This is a genomic window from Yonghaparkia sp. Soil809 (genome assembly GCF_001429705.1).
GTDB lineage: Bacteria > Actinomycetota > Actinomycetes > Actinomycetales > Microbacteriaceae > Microcella.
Genome location: NZ_LMSV01000001.1, coordinates 20721 through 37647 on the forward strand (window position 1 = coordinate 20721; position 16927 = coordinate 37647).

The 16927-nt window shown below is 71.8% G+C and carries 18 protein-coding genes and 4 pseudogenes; 3 read left to right on the forward strand and 19 right to left on the reverse strand.

The features are described 5' to 3' along the window. Positions 1-14: 14 nt before the first annotated feature. From ASG83_RS00100 to infC, 4 genes are all read right to left on the reverse strand, one after another. Positions 15-845 (reverse strand): RNA methyltransferase, encoded by an 831-nt coding sequence (locus ASG83_RS00100; RefSeq protein ID WP_055855606.1) that lies wholly within the window; start codon positions 843-845, stop codon positions 15-17. A gap of 136 nt (positions 846-981) precedes the next feature. Then, positions 982-1368, reverse strand: coding sequence for a 50S ribosomal protein L20 (rplT, locus tag ASG83_RS00105; protein ID WP_055855609.1), 387 nt, complete (start codon positions 1366-1368; stop codon positions 982-984). A gap of 30 nt (positions 1369-1398) precedes the next feature. Next, positions 1399-1596: a 50S ribosomal protein L35 gene (rpmI, locus tag ASG83_RS00110; protein ID WP_055855611.1), complete on the reverse strand. Its 198-nt coding sequence runs from the start codon at positions 1594-1596 to the stop codon at positions 1399-1401. Between the two features lie 26 nt (positions 1597-1622). Continuing rightward, positions 1623-2687, reverse strand: coding sequence for a translation initiation factor IF-3 (gene infC, locus ASG83_RS00115; protein ID WP_369813363.1), 1065 nt, complete (start codon positions 2685-2687; stop codon positions 1623-1625). Positions 2688-2873: 186 nt separating this feature from the next. Between infC and ASG83_RS00120 the strand changes: the two genes are divergently transcribed. Then, on the forward strand, positions 2874-3230 hold the full coding sequence (locus tag ASG83_RS00120; protein WP_055855614.1) for a DUF1844 domain-containing protein: 357 nt from the start codon (positions 2874-2876) through the stop codon (positions 3228-3230). A 4-nt stretch (positions 3231-3234) separates the two neighbouring features. On the opposite strand, the gene ASG83_RS00125 is transcribed toward ASG83_RS00120, so the two are convergent. The 6 genes from ASG83_RS00125 to ASG83_RS00150 all read right to left on the reverse strand — a co-directional run bounded on the left by ASG83_RS00125 (position 3235) and on the right by ASG83_RS00150 (position 7609). Further along, entirely contained in the window at positions 3235-3999 is a 765-nt protein-coding gene (locus tag ASG83_RS00125) for an SseB family protein (protein WP_055855620.1), read from the reverse strand. Between the two features lie 18 nt (positions 4000-4017). Continuing rightward, entirely contained in the window at positions 4018-4767 is a 750-nt protein-coding gene (gene priA, locus ASG83_RS00130; RefSeq protein ID WP_055855622.1) for a bifunctional 1-(5-phosphoribosyl)-5-((5-phosphoribosylamino)methylideneamino)imidazole-4-carboxamide isomerase/phosphoribosylanthranilate isomerase PriA, read from the reverse strand. Positions 4768-4866: 99 nt separating this feature from the next. Next, positions 4867-5505 (reverse strand): imidazole glycerol phosphate synthase subunit HisH, encoded by a 639-nt coding sequence (hisH, locus tag ASG83_RS00135; RefSeq protein WP_055855625.1) that lies wholly within the window; start codon positions 5503-5505, stop codon positions 4867-4869. A 2-nt stretch (positions 5506-5507) separates the two neighbouring features. After that, positions 5508-6113: an imidazoleglycerol-phosphate dehydratase HisB gene (gene hisB / locus ASG83_RS00140; RefSeq protein WP_055855628.1), complete on the reverse strand. Its 606-nt coding sequence runs from the start codon at positions 6111-6113 to the stop codon at positions 5508-5510. Further along, positions 6110-7186: a histidinol-phosphate transaminase gene (locus ASG83_RS00145; RefSeq protein WP_055855631.1), complete on the reverse strand. Its 1077-nt coding sequence runs from the start codon at positions 7184-7186 to the stop codon at positions 6110-6112. The genes hisB and ASG83_RS00145 overlap by 4 nt, the downstream gene beginning before the upstream one ends. 81 nt (positions 7187-7267) lie before the next feature. Next, positions 7268-7609, reverse strand: a complete 342-nt coding sequence (locus ASG83_RS00150) for a LysM peptidoglycan-binding domain-containing protein (protein ID WP_055855636.1) — start codon at positions 7607-7609, stop codon at positions 7268-7270. 230 nt (positions 7610-7839) lie between these two features. On the opposite strand from ASG83_RS00150, the gene lexA reads away from it, so the two are divergent. Next, complete coding sequence (lexA, locus tag ASG83_RS00155; RefSeq protein ID WP_055855639.1) at positions 7840-8529, forward strand: transcriptional repressor LexA; 690 nt, start codon at positions 7840-7842, stop codon at positions 8527-8529. A gap of 18 nt (positions 8530-8547) precedes the next feature. Here lexA and hflX read toward each other — a convergent pair whose 3' ends face one another. After that, on the reverse strand, positions 8548-10104 hold the full coding sequence (gene hflX / locus ASG83_RS00160) for a GTPase HflX (protein ID WP_055858912.1): 1557 nt from the start codon (positions 10102-10104) through the stop codon (positions 8548-8550). Positions 10105-10145: 41 nt separating this feature from the next. On the opposite strand from hflX, the gene ASG83_RS00165 reads away from it, so the two are divergent. After that, on the forward strand, positions 10146-10808 hold the full coding sequence (locus ASG83_RS00165; protein WP_055855641.1) for a class I SAM-dependent methyltransferase: 663 nt from the start codon (positions 10146-10148) through the stop codon (positions 10806-10808). A 16-nt stretch (positions 10809-10824) separates the two neighbouring features. On the opposite strand, the gene dapF is transcribed toward ASG83_RS00165, so the two are convergent. From dapF to ASG83_RS00200, 8 genes and pseudogenes are all read right to left on the reverse strand, one after another. Then, a complete protein-coding gene (gene dapF / locus ASG83_RS00170; RefSeq protein WP_055855644.1) occupies positions 10825-11703 on the reverse strand; it encodes a diaminopimelate epimerase in 879 nt (292 codons plus the stop codon). A 20-nt stretch (positions 11704-11723) separates the two neighbouring features. Continuing rightward, positions 11724-12671, reverse strand: coding sequence for a tRNA (adenosine(37)-N6)-dimethylallyltransferase MiaA (gene miaA, locus ASG83_RS00175; protein ID WP_200959248.1), 948 nt, complete (start codon positions 12669-12671; stop codon positions 11724-11726). Further along, positions 12668-12899: pseudogene (locus ASG83_RS12955) on the reverse strand (hypothetical protein); the annotation flags it as partial. The gene miaA and the pseudogene ASG83_RS12955, both read right to left, overlap by 4 nt. A gap of 1 nt (position 12900) precedes the next feature. After that, positions 12901-14209: pseudogene (gene miaB, locus ASG83_RS00180) on the reverse strand (tRNA (N6-isopentenyl adenosine(37)-C2)-methylthiotransferase MiaB); the annotation flags it as partial. Positions 14210-14234: 25 nt separating this feature from the next. Further along, positions 14235-14990, reverse strand: coding sequence for a regulatory protein RecX (locus ASG83_RS00185; protein WP_055855651.1), 756 nt, complete (start codon positions 14988-14990; stop codon positions 14235-14237). Between the two features lie 84 nt (positions 14991-15074). After that, positions 15075-16003: pseudogene (gene recA / locus ASG83_RS00190) on the reverse strand (recombinase RecA); the annotation flags it as partial. A 296-nt stretch (positions 16004-16299) separates the two neighbouring features. Next, positions 16300-16524, reverse strand: coding sequence for a DUF3046 domain-containing protein (locus tag ASG83_RS00195; protein ID WP_055855653.1), 225 nt, complete (start codon positions 16522-16524; stop codon positions 16300-16302). A gap of 119 nt (positions 16525-16643) precedes the next feature. After that, positions 16644-16872 (reverse strand): annotated as a pseudogene (locus tag ASG83_RS00200) (helix-turn-helix domain-containing protein); the annotation flags it as partial. Between the last annotated feature and the right edge of the window lie 55 nt (positions 16873-16927).

Here is a 16927-nt window from a genome sequence, read left to right on the forward strand (position 1 = left end):
CCGCGCCCGGTCGGTCACTCGGCCGCCGTACGACGGTGAGCGTCGTGCGACCGCTGCGCGAAGGCGCTCTCGTACAGGCAGACGGCCGCGGCCGTCGCGAGGTTGAGGGACTCGGCGGCGCCGTAGATCGGCACGACGACGGCGCGGTCGGCCATCCCGAGCTGCTCGACCGTGAGCCCGCGGGCCTCGTTGCCGAAGAGCCACGCCGTCGGGCCGTCGAGCTCGCCCGCCGCGCGGACGCCCAGCAGGTCCTCCCCCGACACGTCGGCGGCGAGCACGCGGATGCCGCTCGCGCGCAGTCGGTCGAGCGCCGACTCGAGCGAGACCCCCACGACGACGGGGATGTGGAAGATCGAGCCGGTCGTCGCGCGGACGGCCTTGGGGTTGAAGGGGTCGACGCTCGAGCCCGTGAGGATCACGGCGTCGGCGCCCGCGGCATCGGCGACGCGGATGATCGTTCCCGCGTTGCCCGGATCCCGCACCTCCTCCAGCACGGTCACGAGGCGCGGCCCGCGCGCGATCACGTCGTCGAGGGCGGTCGGGAAGAGGGCGCAGACGGCGACCATGCCCTGCGGGGTGACGGTGTCGGCGATCACCGCGAGCACGGGTTCGCTCACCTGCTCGACGCGGATGCCCGCGGCGCGAGCGGTACCGAGGAGCGCATGATGGCGGTCGTCGGCGGCGGGGGTCACGAAGATCTCGCGGATGAGCTCGGGGCGTGTGCGCACCGCCTCGTCGACCGCCTGCGGACCCTCGACGAGGAACAGCCCGGTCTCGGCGCGCTGAGAGCGCTTCGCGAGCTTCGCGGCCGCCCGCACGCGCGGCGAGCGCGGGTTGTCGATCATGGCCGTCATGATACGGACGGCAGGGAGACGATCAGCGGCCCCGCGCCGACGCGCGCCCGATCCCGCGCCGGCGCCGCCGGGAACGACGAAGGCGCGCCCCCGATCGGGAGCGCGCCTTCGTGCGAGGAGTGCTGCGTTACGCGGCGGTCTTCGGCGCCGAGGTGTCGGCCGGGAGGGCCTCCTTGGCGACCTTCACGAGCGCGGTGAACGCGGCGGGCTCGTTGACCGCGAGCTCGGCGAGCATGCGACGGTCGACCTCGACGCCCGCGAGGCCGAGGCCCTGGATGAGGCGGTTGTAGGTCATGCCGTTCGCACGGGCGGCCGCGTTGATGCGCTGGATCCAGAGGCGGCGGAACTCGCCCTTCTTGGCGCGACGGTCACGGTACGCGTAGACGAGGGAGTGGGTGACCTGCTCCTTGGCCTTGCGGTAGAGGCGCGACCGCTGGCCGCGGTAGCCCTCGGCGCGCTCGAGGATGACGCGACGCTTCTTGTGGGCGTTGACGGCCCGCTTGACTCTTGCCATTTTCGGTGTCCTTCAGTCTTTCCGTGCCGGCTACTTCTTGCCGATGAGCTTCTTGATGACCTTGGCGTCGGCCGGAGCCAGCACCTGCTCCTGGTTGAGGCGGCGAGTGAGCTCGCTCGACTTCTTCTCCAGGTTGTGACGCATACCCGCGCCCTGCTTCATGACCTTGCCGGAGCCGGTCAGCTTGAAGCGCTTCTTCGCTCCCGAGTGGGTCTTCTGCTTAGGCATTCGTTTCTCTCTTTCGTGGGCTGGAACTAGTCCGCCGCAGGGGCGGGCGTCGTGGGGGCCGCGGGCTTGCCCGACGGCTTGGGCGCGTTGGCCGGAGTGGGCTTGACCGCCGCGGGCTTGACCGTGGTCGTCTTCGCCGTGCCCGTCCGGGTCGAGGGCTTCGACGTCGCCGGCTTCGCCGCGGGCTTCGCGGTCTTGGCCGGCTCGGCCTTAGTCGGCTCCGTCTCCGCCGCAGCGGGCTCCTCGGCCGCCGGCTCGGCCGCCGGCTCGGTCGCCACGGGCTCGGTCTTCGCCGCCTTCGCGGGCGCGACCTTCGCGAGCTCGGCCTCGGCCGCATCCCGCTCGGGGGTCGGCTTCTCGGCGGCGGGCGTCGAGTCTGCCGGCTTCTCCGCGGCGGGAACCGCCGCGGCATCCGTGCTCTTCGCGGAGGCCTCGGCGCTCTTGCGCTCGGCCTTCGACTGGGCGCGAGCGGCGTTCTGCTCTGCCTTCGCGTCGGCCTTGTTCTTGAGCGGGCCGATGATCATGACCATGTTGCGGCCGTCGATCGTCGGCGTCGACTCGACGGAGCCGAACTCGGCGACGTCCTCCGCGAAGCGCTGCAGCAGACGCACGCCCTGCTCGGGGCGCGACTGCTCGCGGCCGCGGAACAGGATCATGGCCTTCACCTTGTCGCCGGCCTGCAGGAAGCTCTCGGCGCGCTTGCGCTTGGTCTCGTAGTCGTGCTTGTCGATCTTCAGGCGGAAGCGCACCTCCTTGAGGATGGTGTTCGCCTGATTGCGTCGGGCCTCCTTGGCCTTCTGCGCCGCCTCGTACTTGAACTTGCCGTAGTCCATGATCTTGACCACGGGGGGCTTCGAGTTCGGGGCGACCTCGACGAGGTCGAGGTCGGCCTCCTGCGCCAGGCGCAGGGCCACCTCGATCTTGACGACGCCGACCTGCTCGCCTCCGGGACCGACGAGTCGGACCTCGGGGACGCGGATGCGGTCGTTCGTTCTCGGTTCGCTGATGCGAGTCTCCTCTGTCGTGACGGGAATGTCGTGATGATGTCGAGAGAGAGCGACTCCGCACGGCGCAACGCCATGCTCACCCACGGCCCTCGCACGGCGCTGCTGCCGACGAGCGGGGTGATCTGACCCGGTAACCTAGTGATGCGGTCAAGCGCGGGTGGGAGGAGTCCTCCACTTTCGTACCGGGGATCTGGCCCCGGAGCCCGCATAACCATAGCAGTACTGCGCCGCTGCGAGAAGTCGCGGCCCCTCCTCCACCCGGAAGGCCTCATGTCCGAGCCCCTGAACGACGCGCCCGATGCCGACACCGACGCCTCGCGCGACATCGCCGATGTGCCCGCCGTCGAGATCATCAACACCGTCGCCGTCCACCTGCTGAGCGCCGCCGCCGTGAAGTGCGGGCTCTCCGAGCAGGGCGAGGACGAGATCGACCTCGCCGAGGCGCGCAAGCTCATCACCGCGCTCGCGGGTCTCATCACCGCCTCGGCGCCCGAGCTCGGCGACCACCACGCGCGCGTGCTGCGCGACGGGCTCCGCTCGGTGCAGCTCGCCTTCCGCGAGGCATCCCCGTTCCCCGACGCGCCGGGCCAGGGCCCGGGCGAGAAGTGGACCGGCCCGGTCTCGTAGCCCTCTAGTCGCCGTCTGCCGGCAGCATCACCGGCTGGACGGAGAGCGCGTCGACGCGCTCCGCCACGATCGGGTCGGATGCCCACCGCGCGCTCATCGCGCCGATGACCTCCCGCAGGCGGTCGGCCCCGACCCCCGACGCGACGGCGAGGCGCACGACGACCTCCGGCCCGCTTCCGCGCAGCTCGGGGTCGCCGCGCATGGGCGCCACGGCCACGATCTCGGGGTGCTCCTCGGCGGGGCGCGCGATCGCCTCGACCACCTCGGGGTCGTCGATCGCGGGCACCCACGCGGTGCCGCGCGCGATCGCCCAGACCGCGGGCCGCGGCAGCACGAGCTCGTCGCCGCGGGCGTCGATCACGACGCGGTCGGTCTGCTCGCTCGCGGCGGCGAGAGCGACCCGCTGCGCGCTCGCGGGCACCGGACGAGCATCCGGCCGCCAGTTCGTCATGGCCGCGACCGAGGAGAACACGGGCAGGATCGGCCGCCCGTCGGGGCCGGCGACGGTGATGATCGAGAGCTCCTGCGTCTTGTCGACGCGGACGCCGTGCTCGTTCTCGCCCTCCTCGCCGGCGACGGCGACGAGCGGGATGAGGAAGCGGCAGTCGGCGATCGCGGAGACGAGGCCGCTCGCGGTCAGCTCGCCGGCGCGGAAGGCGCGCATCCCCTCGACGAAGGCCGCGGGCGCCGAGCCATCGTCACCGGCGCCGGGGTTCGGGGCGAAGCTGCGGCCGGCCCAGGGCTGGCCGGCGGAGTCGGTCGACGGCATGCGCGGCCGGAGCCAGCGTCAGTTGCCGGCGACGTCGAGGGCTTCGGGCAGCGTGAACGCGCCCGCGTAGAGGGCCTTGCCGACGATCGCGCCCTCGAGGCCGAGCGGCACGAGCTCGCGGAGCGCGGCGATGTCATCGAGGCTCGAGACGCCGCCGGAGGCGATGACGGGGCGGTGGGTGCGCTCCATGACGTCGCGCAGCAGCTCGAGGTTGGGGCCGTTGAGGGTGCCGTCCTTCGTGACGTCGGTGACCACGTAGCGGGCGCAGCCGGCCTCCTCGAGGCGCTCGAGGACGTGCCAGAGGTCGCCGCCCTCCTCCGTCCAGCCGCGGGCGGCGAGCGTGGTGCCGCGGACGTCGAGACCGACCGCGATCGCTTCGCCGTACTCGGCGATGACGTGAGCGGCCCACTCGGGGTTCTCGAGGGCGGCGGTGCCGAGGTTGATGCGCTTGGCGCCCGTCGCGAGCGCGGCCTCGAGGCTCTTGTCGTCGCGGATGCCGCCCGAGAGCTCGATGTTGACGTGGCGCGGGACGGCCTTGACGACCTTCTGGATCATCTTGCGGTTGTTGCCGCGTCCGAAGGCGGCGTCGAGGTCGACGAGGTGGATCCATTCGGCGCCGTCGTTCGCCCACTCGAGGGCGGCGTCCACGGGGTCGCCGTAGCTCGTCTCGGTACCGGCCTCGCCCTGGGTCAGGCGCACGGCCTTGCCGCTCGCGACGTCCACCGCCGGGAGCAGGGTGAGGGCGGGGATTCGAGAGAACTCGCTCATGACAGTCTTTCTGTGGGTGCGTGTGCGGCGATGGGGGGCATCGGGGTCGGCCCGGGCACAAGCACAGAATCGTACTCCCCTTCGCGCGGACCCCCGTGCTCAGAGAGTGCTCAGCCAGTTCCCGAGGAGTCGGAGACCGGCCTCCCCCGATTTCTCGGGGTGGAACTGCGTCGCGCTCAGCGGACCGTTCTCGACCGCGGCGACGAAGCGACCGCCGTGATCCGCCCAGGTGACCGCCGGGGCGGGGATCTTCGGGTTCGTGATCTCGAGCGTCCAGTCACGGGCGGCGTAGGAGTGCACGAAGTAGAACCGCTCGTCGTGCAGGCTCGCGAACAGCCGGGAGTCGGCCGGGGCGTCGACCGTGTTCCAGCCCATGTGGGGCAGCACGGGCGCGTCGAGCTCGGAGACGGTGCCGGGCCACTGACCGAGGCCCTCGCTCACGACGCCGCGCTCGTCGCCGCGCTCGAAGAGCACCTGCATGCCGACGCAGATGCCCAGGACGGGTCGACCCCCGGCGAGGCGGCGGTCGATCATCTCGTCGCCGCCGACCGCGCGGAGGGCCGTCATGACCGCACCGAACGCCCCGACGCCGGGCACGAGCAGACCGTCGGCCTCGCGGACGCGCGCGCGGTCGGCCGAGACCTCGACGCGCGCGCCGGCGGCCTCGAGCGCCTTCGCCGCCGAGTGGATGTTTCCGGAGCCGTAGTCGAGGACGACGACGCTGGGGCGCTCGCTCACGGTCAGAGCGCGCCCTTGGTCGACGGCACGCCCTGCACGCGCGCGTCGAGCTGCACGGCCTGGCGGAACGCGCGGGCGAAGGCCTTGAACTCGGCCTCGGCGATGTGGTGCGGGTCTCGACCGGCGAGCACCGTGAGATGGACGGTCAGCCCGGCGTGCATCGTGATGGCCTCGAAGACGTGGCGCACCATCGACCCGGTGAAGTGGCCGCCGATGAGGTGCAGCTCGAAGCCGGCGGGCTCGCCGGAGTGCACGAGGTAGGGGCGGCCTGAGACGTCGACGACGGCCTGCGCGAGCGCGTCGTCGAGCGGCACGAGAGCATCGCCGAAGCGCGCGATGCCGGACTTGTCGCCGAGCGCGCTGCGGATCGCCTGGCCGAGCACGATGCCCGTGTCCTCCACCGTGTGGTGCACGTCGATCGCGGTGTCGCCGTGGGCCTCGACGGTCAGGTCGACGAGCGCGTGCTTCGCAAACGCCGTCAGCATGTGGTCGAAGAACGGCACCGTCGTCGAGATCGACGACTGGCCGCTGCCGTCCAGATCGATCGAGAGGCGGATGCTCGACTCGCTCGTCTCGCGGCGGAGGTCGGCGGTGCGGGGTGAGGTCACCGCTCGATCCTACCGAGCACCTCGAGGAACTCCGTCGTCTCGGCCTCGGTGCCCGCGGTCACGCGGAGGTGGTGCGGGATCCCGAGGTCGCGGATGAGGATGTCGTGCTCGAGCAGGCGCTCGAAGGTCGCATGCGGATCGGTCACGCCGCCGAACAGGACGAAGTTCGCCCAACTCTCGTGCGGCGCGTAGCCGAGCCGGGCGAGCTCGACGACGAGGCGGTCGCGCTGCTCGCGGATCGCCCCGACCGTCGCGAGCATCGCCGGGGCGTGCTCGAGCGCGGCGACGGCCGCCGCCTGCGTGAGAGCGGAGAGGTGGTACGGCAGACGCACGAGCCGCAGAGCGTCGATCACGGCGGGATCGGCGGCGAGGTAGCCGAGCCGGCCGCCGGCGAAGGCGAAGGCCTTGCTCATCGTGCGCGAGACGACCAGGCGCGGACGCCCCTCGAGAAGACTCAGGGCCGAGGCCTCCCCCTCCGGCATGAACTCGGCGTACGCCTCGTCGACCATGACGATGCCGCGGCTCGCCTCGTAGACGGCGGCGATCGTGTCGAGGCCGATCGGGGTGCCGGTCGGGTTGTTGGGCGCGCACAGGAACACCAGGTCGGGGTCGGTGCGCTCGACGGCGGCGGCCGCGGTCGCGGGGCTCAGTCGGTAGTCGTCATCCCGCGCGCCCTCGACCCACTGCGTGCCTGTGCCGGCGGCGATGATCGCGTGCATCGAGTACGTCGGCGGGAAGCCGAGCACGCGCCGCCCGGGGCCGCCGAACGCCTGCAGGATGTGCTGGATGACCTCGTTGGAGCCGTTCGCCGCCCAGATCTGCTCGGGGGCGATGCCGCCGCCGAGGTAGCCCGCGAGGTGCTCTCGGAGGAGGGTGAACTCTCGGTCGGGGTAGCGGTTGATGCTGCGCATCTCGCGCTCGACCGCTGCCGTCACGTGCGCGACGACCTCCGGGGGAACCGGGTGGGTGTTCTCGTTGACGTTGAGAGCGATGCGGACGGGCTTCTGCGGGGCGCCGTAGGGCGTCAGACCGCGCAGGTCGTCGCGGATGGGGAGGTCGGCGAGGGACGTCACTCCGTCAATGCTAGGCGGTCGGAATCAGCCGTCGCGTCGCGCTCGGCCCCGTCTGCCTGGCGGGCCTCGCGCCGACCCGGCTCAGTCGGCGTAGGCGGCGGGGAGCACGAGCGACTGGCCCGGCTGCACCGAGCCGCCGGCGAGATCGTTGACCGCGATGATGTCGGCGACGACGTCGGCCGGGTTCGCCTCGGGGGCGACGAGCGCGGCGATCTGCCAGAGCGACTGCCCCGCCTCGACCGTGATGCTCGCCGGTGCGGCGTTCGTGGAGGTGGCGGTCGCCGCCGCCCCGCCGAGCGCCGTGGCGAAGATGCCGACGACGAGCGGGGCGGCGACGATGCCGGCGAGGACGATGCGACCGCGGCGCGTGATGCGGAGGCGCGTGCGGGGGGCTGCGAGCTCGGCGAGTGCGATGGCGGTCATGGTGTCCTCCTGGGCCCTCATGGTGAGGATGTCGACAGGCCCCCGACGGCGGGGACCGCCGGGGATGCAGCGCCCCTCGGCCGGGAGGGGCTCTGCGAACCTGTGTTCCGAACATACATTCGATCGAACAGAGATTCAAGACTTCGACCCGCTTTTCCTCCGAATGGAGCGCGACACGTTCGAACGGGTGTTTGAACGCGGCNCTCGACCGCTTCGGAACGGAGCCCTCCATGGCCGACGAACTCGCCGACGGGGCGTCCGCGCCCTCCACGCGTCGCCGCACGACGCTGAGCGACAAGCAGCGCGCCATCCTCGGGGTCATCCAGGCCTCCGTCGCGAACCGCGGATACCCGCCGTCGATGCGCGAGATCGGCGACGCCGTGGGTCTATCGTCGATGTCGAGCGTGTCGCACCAGCTGGGTCAGCTCGAGCTGAGCGGCTACCTGCGCCGCGACCCGAACCGGCCGCGCGCGCTGGAGGTCCTCATCGATCTCGAGAGCACGGCATCCCCCTCATCGGACGCGCCCGCAGGGCCCGCCGTGGGCGACGCGGCGATGGTGCCGCTCGTCGGGCGGATCGCCGCGGGAATCCCGATCACCGCCGACCAGCAGGTCGAGGAGGTCTTCCCCCTCCCCCGCCAGCTCGTCGGCAAGGGCGAGCTCTTCATGCTCAAGGTCGTCGGCGAGTCGATGATCGACGCCGCCATCTGCGACGGCGACTGGGTCGTCGTCCGCCAGCAGAGCACCGCGGAGAACGGCGAGATCGTCGCCGCGATGCTCGACGACGAGGCGACCGTCAAGGTGTTCAAGCAGCGCGACAGCCACACCTGGCTGCTGCCGCGCAACTCGGCCTTCGAGCCGATCGTCGGCGACTACGCGACGATCCTCGGCAAGGTCGTGGCGGTGCTGCGCTCGGTCTGATCGACCGCGCCGCCGCGCTCAGGCGCCGACGACGACGAACGGCTCGAACGGCCCCGTGAACTGCGGGTCGAGGAAGGCGTGCACCCGTGTGCCGCGCTCGTCGTAGTCGGTCGAGATCACGCGCCCGCGCTCGTGCAGCAGCGCGACGAGCTCGCCGCGCTCGAACGGGATCAGCAGCTCTAGCTCGACCTCGGGGTTCGGCAGCAGCTCGGCGATGCGCGCGCGCAGCTCGTCGATGCCCTCCCCCGTCTTCGCCGACACGAATACGGCCGTCGGCTCGAGACCGCGCAGCACCAGCCGCGCGTCGTCGTCGAGCAGATCGGCCTTGTTGAAGGCGATGATCTCGGGCAGATGGCGCGCCTCGACCTCGCCGATGACGTTGCGCACCGTCGCGATCTGCGCAGCAGGGTCGGGGTGGGCGCCGTCGACGACGTGCACGATCACGTCCGACTCGGCGATCTCCTCCAGCGTCGAGCGGAACGCCTCGACGAGCTGGTGCGGCAGGTTGCGCACGAACCCGACGGTGTCGGCGAGCGTGAACGGGCGGCCGTCGGGCGTCGACGACTTGCGCACGGTCGCGTCGAGCGTCGCGAACAGGGCGTTCTCCACCAGGACGCCCGCTCGCGTGATGCGGTTCAGCAGGCTCGACTTGCCGGCGTTGGTGTAACCGGCGATCGCGACGCTCGGCACCGTGTAGCGGTCGCGGTTGGCGCGCTTGGCGGCACGAGCGGGCGCGAAGCCCTTGATCTGCTTACGCAGCTTCGCCATGCGGGTGTGGATGCGGCGGCGGTCGAGCTCCATCTTCGTCTCACCCGGGCCGCGGCTGCCCATTCCGGCGCCCGCCGAGCCGACCTGGCCACCGGCCTGGCGCGACATCGACTCGCCCCAGCCGCGCAGGCGCGGCAGGAGGTACTCGAGCTGCGCGAGCTCGACCTGCGCCTTGCCCTCCCGGCTCTTGGCGTGCTGGCTGAAGATATCGAGGATGACGGCCGTGCGGTCGATGACCTTGACCCTCACGACGTCCTCCAGAGCGCGGCGCTGGCTCGGCGCGAGCTCGGTGTCGGCGATGACGGTGTCGGCGCCGAGCTCCGCGACGATGAGCGCGAGCTCGGCCGCCTTGCCCTTGCCGAGGTACGTGCTGGGGTCGGGATGCGGGCGACGCTGCAGGAGGCCGTCGAGCACGACGGCGCCCGCGGTCTCGGCGAGGGCCGCGAGCTCGCGCAGCGAGTTCTCGGCGTCGGCGATCGAGCCGCCGGAGTACACGCCGATGAGCACGACGTTCTCGAGTCGCAGCTGCCGGTACTCGACCTCGGTGACGTCGTCGAGCTCGGTCGAGAGGCCCCGGACGCGGCGCAGCGCGGCGCGGTCCTCGCGATCGAACTGGTCGCCGTCGCGATCGCTGAGGTAGGAGTCGTCGTCCTGCAGGGCGGACGCACGGCCGCCGTGGAGGGAGACGGAGCGCGCGCGGGAGTCGGCGTGCGCGAGGACGCGGGCCACAGCATCCTCCTCGGCGTCATCGCCGATCGGGACCTCGCGGGGCTCGTCAGCGCCGGGGGCGGTGGTCTGGTCGCTCATCCGCTTCACCATACTCTCTTGCTATTCGGTAGATTCTGCCCATGCCCTCCGACCACTACTTCAGCGCGCAGCCGAGTAGTGAGATGGTCGTCAAGGCGCTTCCGGTGACGCTCGCGGGCCGGGCCCTCGAGGTGCAGACGGCCGGAGGAGTCTTCAGCCCCGGCGGGCTCGACATCGGGACGCGCGTGCTGCTCGGGTCGGTCCCTCCCCCTCCGCCGGGAGGCAACCTCCTCGACCTCGGGTGCGGCTGGGGGCCCATCGCCCTGTCGCTCGCCCTCGAGTCGCCGCGCGCGACCGTGTGGGCGGTCGACGTGAACGAGCGCGCGCTGGACCTCACGCGGCGCAACGCCGAGAGCCTCGGCCTCACGAACGTCAACGCCGTCCGGCCGGAGGATGTTCCCGCCGAGCTGACGTTCCGCACGATCTGGTCGAACCCGCCGATCCGCGTCGGCAAGAACGAGCTCCACAGCATGCTCAGCATCTGGCTTCCGCGCATCGCAGCCGCGTCCGACGCGTGGCTCGTGGTGGCGCGCAACCTCGGCTCGGACTCGCTGCAGCGCTGGATCGAGGCCGAGCACGGCGAGATGCTGCGCGTTCAGCGCGCCGCGACGAGCAAGGGCTTCCGCGTGCTGCGGGTGCGCAGGAAGGGCGCGACGACCGGCGCGATCCCCGTGGTCGGTACGCCGGAGGCGCCGGTCGCCTGACCGGGCCCCGCGCCTGTCAGACGCGCAGCTCGCCCTCGAAGACCAGCTCGGCGGGGCCGCTCAGGGCGACGTGCTCGCCGTCCTCCGCCGCGAACATCCGCACGCCCAGTGCGCCGCCGGGAACCTCGACGCGCCACTCGCTCGGCGCGTGCGGCCCCGCCCAGTGGCGCACCGCGAGCGCGGCGGCGACCGCGCCGGTGCCGCACGAGAGAGTCTCGCCGCTCCCCCGCTCGTGCACGCGCATCCGGATGCGCCCGATGCCGTCCACGACCAGCGGGTCGCGCGGGACGACGAACTCGACATTGGCCCCGGCGGGCGGCGCGGGCTCGAGCTCGGGGGCGCGGGTCAGATCGATCGCGGCGAGCTCGTCGTCGCTCGCGACGGCGACCACCACGTGCGGGTTGCCCACGTTGATGCCGAGGCCGGGGCGCGCGACCGGGAGTTCACGGGCGCGGACCAGCGGCTCGCCTCCGTCGAGGCGCCAGCGACCGAGGTCGACCGCGAATCCGTCGGAGAGCCGCTGCACATCGCGAACGCCGGCACGGGTGCCGATCGCGATCGACTGCCCGGGCTCGAGCTCGGCGAGCCCGGTCTCGAGCAGATACCTCACGAAGACGCGGATGCCGTTGCCGCACATCTCGCTGACGCTGCCGTCGCTGTTGACGTAGTCCATGAACCACTCGGCGTCCGGGTCCTCCGCGAGAGCGACGGCGCCATCGGTCAGATGGGCGGAGCGCACGGCTCGGATGACCCCGTCTGCTCCGACGCCGAAGCGCCGGTCGGCGATCGCGGCGAGCTGGGCGGCGCTCAGCCCGTGCTCACCCTCGGGGTCGGAGTAGAGCACGAAGTCGTTGCCCGTGCCGTGCCCCTTCGTGAATCGGATGCTCGCGGCCATTCCCCGAGTCTACGGCGCGGTCAGGGCGCGCCCTCGGCCCCGTCGCCGGCCACGAGGGCGGCGAGCACGTGCTCCTCGGCGCGCTGCGCGAGCTCCGGGTCGAGCGCGTCGAGCCACTCGATCGTCCCGTCGCGGCGGAACCAGCTCACCTGGCGTCGCGCGTAGCGCCGCGTGAGTGCCGCCGTCTCGGCGATCGCCGCGGCCTCGTCGCAGTCGCCCCGCAGCTGGGCGAGCGCCTGCGCGTAGCCGATCGCGCGGCTCGCGGTGGCGCCGCGCTCGAGCCCGCGATCGCGGAGCTCGCGGACCTCGTCGATCAGCCCGAGTCGCCACATGCGCTCGACCCGCTCGTCCAGGCGCGGGGTGAGCGCCGCCCGCTCAAGCTGCAGGCCGAGCTGCCGGTACGGTCGCCACGGGCTGTCGCGCGCGGCGAGGCCGACGCTGAACGGCTCTCCGGTGAGCTCGATGACCTCGAGCGCGCGGATGATGCGACGCGCGTTGTGCGGGCCGATCGCGGCGGCGGCGGCGGGGTCGCGGCGCGCGAGCTCGAGGTGGAGCTCGGTCGTACCGCGCTCGACGTGGAGGGCCTCCCACCTGCCGCGGATCTCCGCGTCGGTGCCGGGGAACCGGAAGTCGGTGAGGACGGCGGCGACGTAGAGCATCGAGCCGCCGACGAGCAGGGGCACGGCGCCGCGGGCGAGGATGCCCTCGATCACGAGGCGGGCATCCCGCTGGTAGCGCGCGACGGAGGCCTCGTCAGTCACGTCGAGCACGTCGAGCAGATGGTGCGGGATGCCGCGGCGCTCGGGAGGGAGGAGCTTCGCCGTGCCGATGTCCATCCCGCGGTAGAGCTGCATCGCATCCCCGTTGACGATCTCGGCGCGCACGCCGCGCGCGGCGAGCCGCTCAGCGAGGGCGAGGCCGAGCTCGCTCTTGCCGGTGCCGGTCGCGCCGACGACCGCGACGATCACAGCAGGGAGCCGCGCTCTCCGTCGCCGGAGTCGTAGATCGGGCTCGTCGCGACCCGGAGGACGGGCAGACCGAGCGCGACCCGCGGCGCAGCGCCGGCGGTGGTGCCGGGGGCGCCGGTGGCGGGACCGCTCGCGGGGACGCCGCAGCTCTCGGCCTGCTGGTGGTCCCACGCGTCGCCGGCGCGGGTGCGGCGGATGCGCAGCGGCTCGGTCTCGTCAGCGATGAGGNCGAGGGGGAGTGCCACGTGGACGAGCCTGCTGTCCTCCGCGCGACCGGAGAGCCGCTCGGTCGTCGAGTCCTTCCGGCCCTCCCCCGCGGACACGAGCACCTGCACCTCGCGGCCGATCTGGCGATGGTTCTCCTCGAGGCTGATGCGCTCCTGGAGGGCGACGAGCCGCTCGTAGCGCTCCTGGACGACCGCCTTGGGGACCTGGTCGGGCATCGTCGCGGCGGGCGTGCCCTCGCGGATGGAGTACTGGAAGGTGAAGGCGCTCGCGAAGCGGGCCCGCTCGACGACCCGGAGGGTGTCGGCGAAGTCCTCCTCGGTCTCGCCGGGGAAGCCGACGATGATGTCGGTGCTGATCGCGGCGTTCGGGATGCGCGCGCGCACGCGATCGAGGATCCCCAGGAACTTCTCGCTGCGGTAGGAGCGCCGCATCGCCTTGAGAACGCGATCGGACCCGGACTGCAGCGGCATGTGCAGCTGCGGCATGACGGCCGGGGTCTCCGCCATCGCGTCGATGACGTCGTCGGTGAAGGCGGCGGGGTGGGGGCTCGTGAAGCGGATGCGCTCGAGGCCCGGGATCCCCCCGGCCGCGCGCAGGAGCTTGCCGAACGCGAGGCGATCGCCGAACTCGACACCGTAGGAGTTCACGTTCTGGCCGAGGAGCGTGACCTCGATCGCACCGTCATCGACGAGCGCCTGGATCTCGGCGAGGATGTCGCCGGGCCGGCGGTCCTTCTCCTTGCCGCGGAGGCTCGGGACGATGCAGAAGGTGCACGTGTTGTTGCAGCCGACGGAGATGCTCACCCAGCCGCTGTGACTGGATTCGCGGCGGGTCGGAAGCGTGGAGGGGAAGACCTCGAGCGATTCGAGGATCTCGAGCTGCGCCTCGCCGTTGTGACGGGCCCGCTCGAGCAGGGCGGGGAGCGACCCCATGTTGTGCGTGCCGAAGACGACGTCGACGTACGGGGCCTTCTCGAGGATGACGGCCCTGTCCTTCTGGGCGAGGCAGCCCCCGACGGCGATCTGCATGTCGCCGCCGCGCTCGCGCTTGACGCTCGCGAGGTGGCCGAGATTGCCGTAGAGCTTGTTGTCGGCGTTCTCGCGCACCGCGCAGGTGTTGATCACGACGACGTCGGCGGGGCCGCCCGTCTCGGCCCGCCGGTAGCCGGCCGCCTCGAGCGACCCGCTGAGCCTCTCCGAGTCGTGGACGTTCATCTGGCAGCCGTACGTGCGCACCTCGTAGGTGCGGACGCGGCCGCTGTCGTCACCGCTGACGGTGCCGAGGTCGGGGCGCGGGAGGGTCGTGCTCATGGTGTCTCGAGTGTACGGCGGGGGCTCACTCGAACTCGACGCGACGGGGGCCGTCGCTCGCGGAGGAGCGGCCCGTGCCGGCGCTGGAGCTGGAGCTGGAGCTGGAGCTGGAGCTGGAGCTGGAGCCACGCGAGCTGAACCCGCTGTTCCCGCTCCGCGAACCGAATCCCCCGCTGCCGCCGCCGCGCGAGCCGAACCCGCTGCCGCCGCGCGAGCCGAACCCGCTCGAGCGCGGAGCGCGCTCGAGACCCGCCTCGTCGAGCGCGGATCTCACGGCCTCGCGCGCCGCGGAACCGCCATGACCCTTGCGGGCGAGATAGGACAGCAGTCGCCGCTCGGCGGTCTCCCGATCGAGCGCGCCGATGCGACGCATGCGTTCCTCGACGAGCGTCGCGATGAGCGCGCCCTCGTCGTCGGGCTCCTGCAGCGCGAGAGCCGACTCGATCGCCTGTGGATCGATGCGACGCCGCACGAGCTCGGCGCGCAGGGCCGTCGGCCCGAGCTTCTTCCGGTCCACGAGCCGGTCGACGAGCGTCGCAGCGAGAGCGGCGTCGTCGATGAGCCCGACGCCCTCAAGTCGCTGAACCTCCGCCTGGACGACGATCGGGTCGATCTCGCGGCGGGCGAGGAGGTCGACGACCTCGGCCCGCGACATGCCTCGTCGGCCGAGAGCGTGCAGACTGACGTTCTCGGCCCGCTTCTCGTCGGCCTCCCTGACCCCGGGCAGGAAGGCGACGTTGTCGGTCGCCTCCTGCCCGGAGCCGGAGGGAGTCGAGGGCACGATCAGGCGCCCGCGGCCTTGCGCTGAGCGATCTTCTGCTGGATCGAATCGACCGGGGCGGCGTCGACCGAGGTCGGAGCCGCNAGGTAGCGACGCGCGTTTTCCTTGCCCTGGCCGAGCTGGTCGCCGTCGTAGGTGTACCAGGCGCCCGATTTCCGGACGATCTCGTGCTCGACGCCGAAGTCGATCAGGCTGCCCTCGCGCGAGATGCCGATGCCGTAGAGGATGTCGAACTCGGCCTGCTTGAAGGGCGGGGCCATCTTGTTCTTCACGACCTTCACGCGCGTGCGGTTGCCGACCGCCTCGGTGCCGTCCTTCAGGGTCTCGATGCGGCGGATGTCGAGTCGCACCGACGCGTAGAACTTCAGCGCCTTGCCGCCCGCGGTCGTCTCGGGGCTGCCGAAGAACACGCCGATCTTCTCGCGGAGCTGGTTGATGAAGATCATCGAGGTCTGCGTCTGGTTGAGACCGCCGGTGAGCTTGCGGAGAGCCTGCGACATGAGTCGGGCCTGGAGACCGACGTGCGAGTCGCCCATCTCGCCCTCGATCTCGGCCCGCGGCACGAGGGCCGCGACCGAGTCGATGACGACGAGGTCGATCGAGCCCGAGCGCACGAGCATGTCGGCGATCTCGAGCGCCTGCTCGCCCGTGTCGGGCTGCGATACCAGGAGCTGGTCGATGTCGACGCCGAGCTTCTTGGCGTAGTCGGGGTCGAGGGCGTGCTCGGCGTCGATGAACGCCGCGATGCCGCCGGCGCGCTGCACGTTCGCGATCGCGTGGAGGGTGAGCGTGGTCTTTCCCGAGGACTCGGGGCCGTAGATCTCGATGATGCGGCCCTTGGGGAGGCCGCCGATGCCGAGCGCGACGTCGAGGGCGATCGACCCGGTGGGGATGACCGCGACGGGTGCGCGCTCGTCCGACCCGAGGCGCATGACGCTGCCCTTGCCGAACTGTCGGTCGATCTGGGCGAGAGCGGTCTCAAGGGCCTTCTCGCGGTCTGCAGGTGAGGGCATTGCGGTCTCCTTCGCGTAGTGAGCTGCTGCCTGTCGGCTGCCGCGCGACGACGAGCCGATGGAGCCGGGCTGATCGTTCTGCGACAAGGCGGTGACGACGATCGCCGACGAGGACGACGGTACGCACGACCCCCGACATCGGGGAGTTCCGTCCGTGATCCGTGCACCACTCGTGTTCGAGAGCCGCTGTGGAGGAGTCTACGCGCGAACCGAACGAATGTTCGAATGATCGGATGGTCGGCGTGTCACCCGGGAACTCCGGAGAAACTGCGCCCCCAGCGCGGCGGAGGACGGCGTCAGCGACGCGGCTCGGGTCGGCCGGCGCCGTACCAGCGCTCGCGCGGGACATCCATCTCGGAGCACAGCGCGAACCAGATGTCGCGGGGTGCGACGCCCGCCGAGAGAGCCTGCTCGGCCGTGCGCTCGCCCAGCGGCGTGAGGACCAGATCGCGGACGAGCGTGCGCCCGTAGGCCTCGCCGAACTCGTCGACGACGGCGCGGGAGAACTCGCTGCGGGTCACCCGACCACCCTAGTCACGGACGACGACGGGCTGCGGACACGGTCGCGGACACGAACAAGCCCCGCCGGCGAGCCGGCGGGGCTGAGAACCCGTGGACGACGACTAGCGGACCGCGAGGNTGACGGCGAGGCGGTCGCCCACCTCGCGCATGATGACCGAGATCGGGGTGTCGAGGGCGTCGGCGACCGAGGCGAGGATCTCGCTGCTGGCCTCCTTCTGCCCGCGCTCGACCTCGCTGAGGTAGCCGAGAGCGACGCTCGCGCGACTGGCGACCTGGCGGAGGGTGCGGCCCTTCTGCAGGCGGACATCGCGGAGGACCTCACCGATTTCCTGTCGGACGAGAACCATGGGTGCCTCCTTCTTCTGCCTGAACTCGCGGTCGGTGCGGGCACCGGGTGGATCA

Coding starts and splice junctions, on each gene's coding strand:
- ASG83_RS00100 (WP_055855606.1), bottom strand. CDS start 845: ATGATCGACAACCCGCGCTCGCCGCGCGTGCGGGCGGCCGCGAAGCTC.
- rplT (WP_055855609.1), bottom strand. CDS start 1,368: ATGGCAAGAGTCAAGCGGGCCGTCAACGCCCACAAGAAGCGTCGCGTC.
- rpmI (WP_055855611.1), bottom strand. CDS start 1,596: ATGCCTAAGCAGAAGACCCACTCGGGAGCGAAGAAGCGCTTCAAGCTG.
- ASG83_RS00120 (WP_055855614.1), top strand. CDS start 2,874: ATGTCCGAGCCCCTGAACGACGCGCCCGATGCCGACACCGACGCCTCG.
- ASG83_RS00125 (WP_055855620.1), bottom strand. CDS start 3,999: ATGCCGTCGACCGACTCCGCCGGCCAGCCCTGGGCCGGCCGCAGCTTC.
- priA (WP_055855622.1), bottom strand. CDS start 4,767: ATGAGCGAGTTCTCTCGAATCCCCGCCCTCACCCTGCTCCCGGCGGTG.
- ASG83_RS00150 (WP_055855636.1), bottom strand. CDS start 7,609: ATGACCGCCATCGCACTCGCCGAGCTCGCAGCCCCCCGCACGCGCCTC.
- lexA (WP_055855639.1), top strand. CDS start 7,840: ATGGCCGACGAACTCGCCGACGGGGCGTCCGCGCCCTCCACGCGTCGC.
- hflX (WP_055858912.1), bottom strand. CDS start 10,104: ATGAGCGACCAGACCACCGCCCCCGGCGCTGACGAGCCCCGCGAGGTC.
- ASG83_RS00165 (WP_055855641.1), top strand. CDS start 10,146: ATGCCCTCCGACCACTACTTCAGCGCGCAGCCGAGTAGTGAGATGGTC.
- dapF (WP_055855644.1), bottom strand. CDS start 11,703: ATGGCCGCGAGCATCCGATTCACGAAGGGGCACGGCACGGGCAACGAC.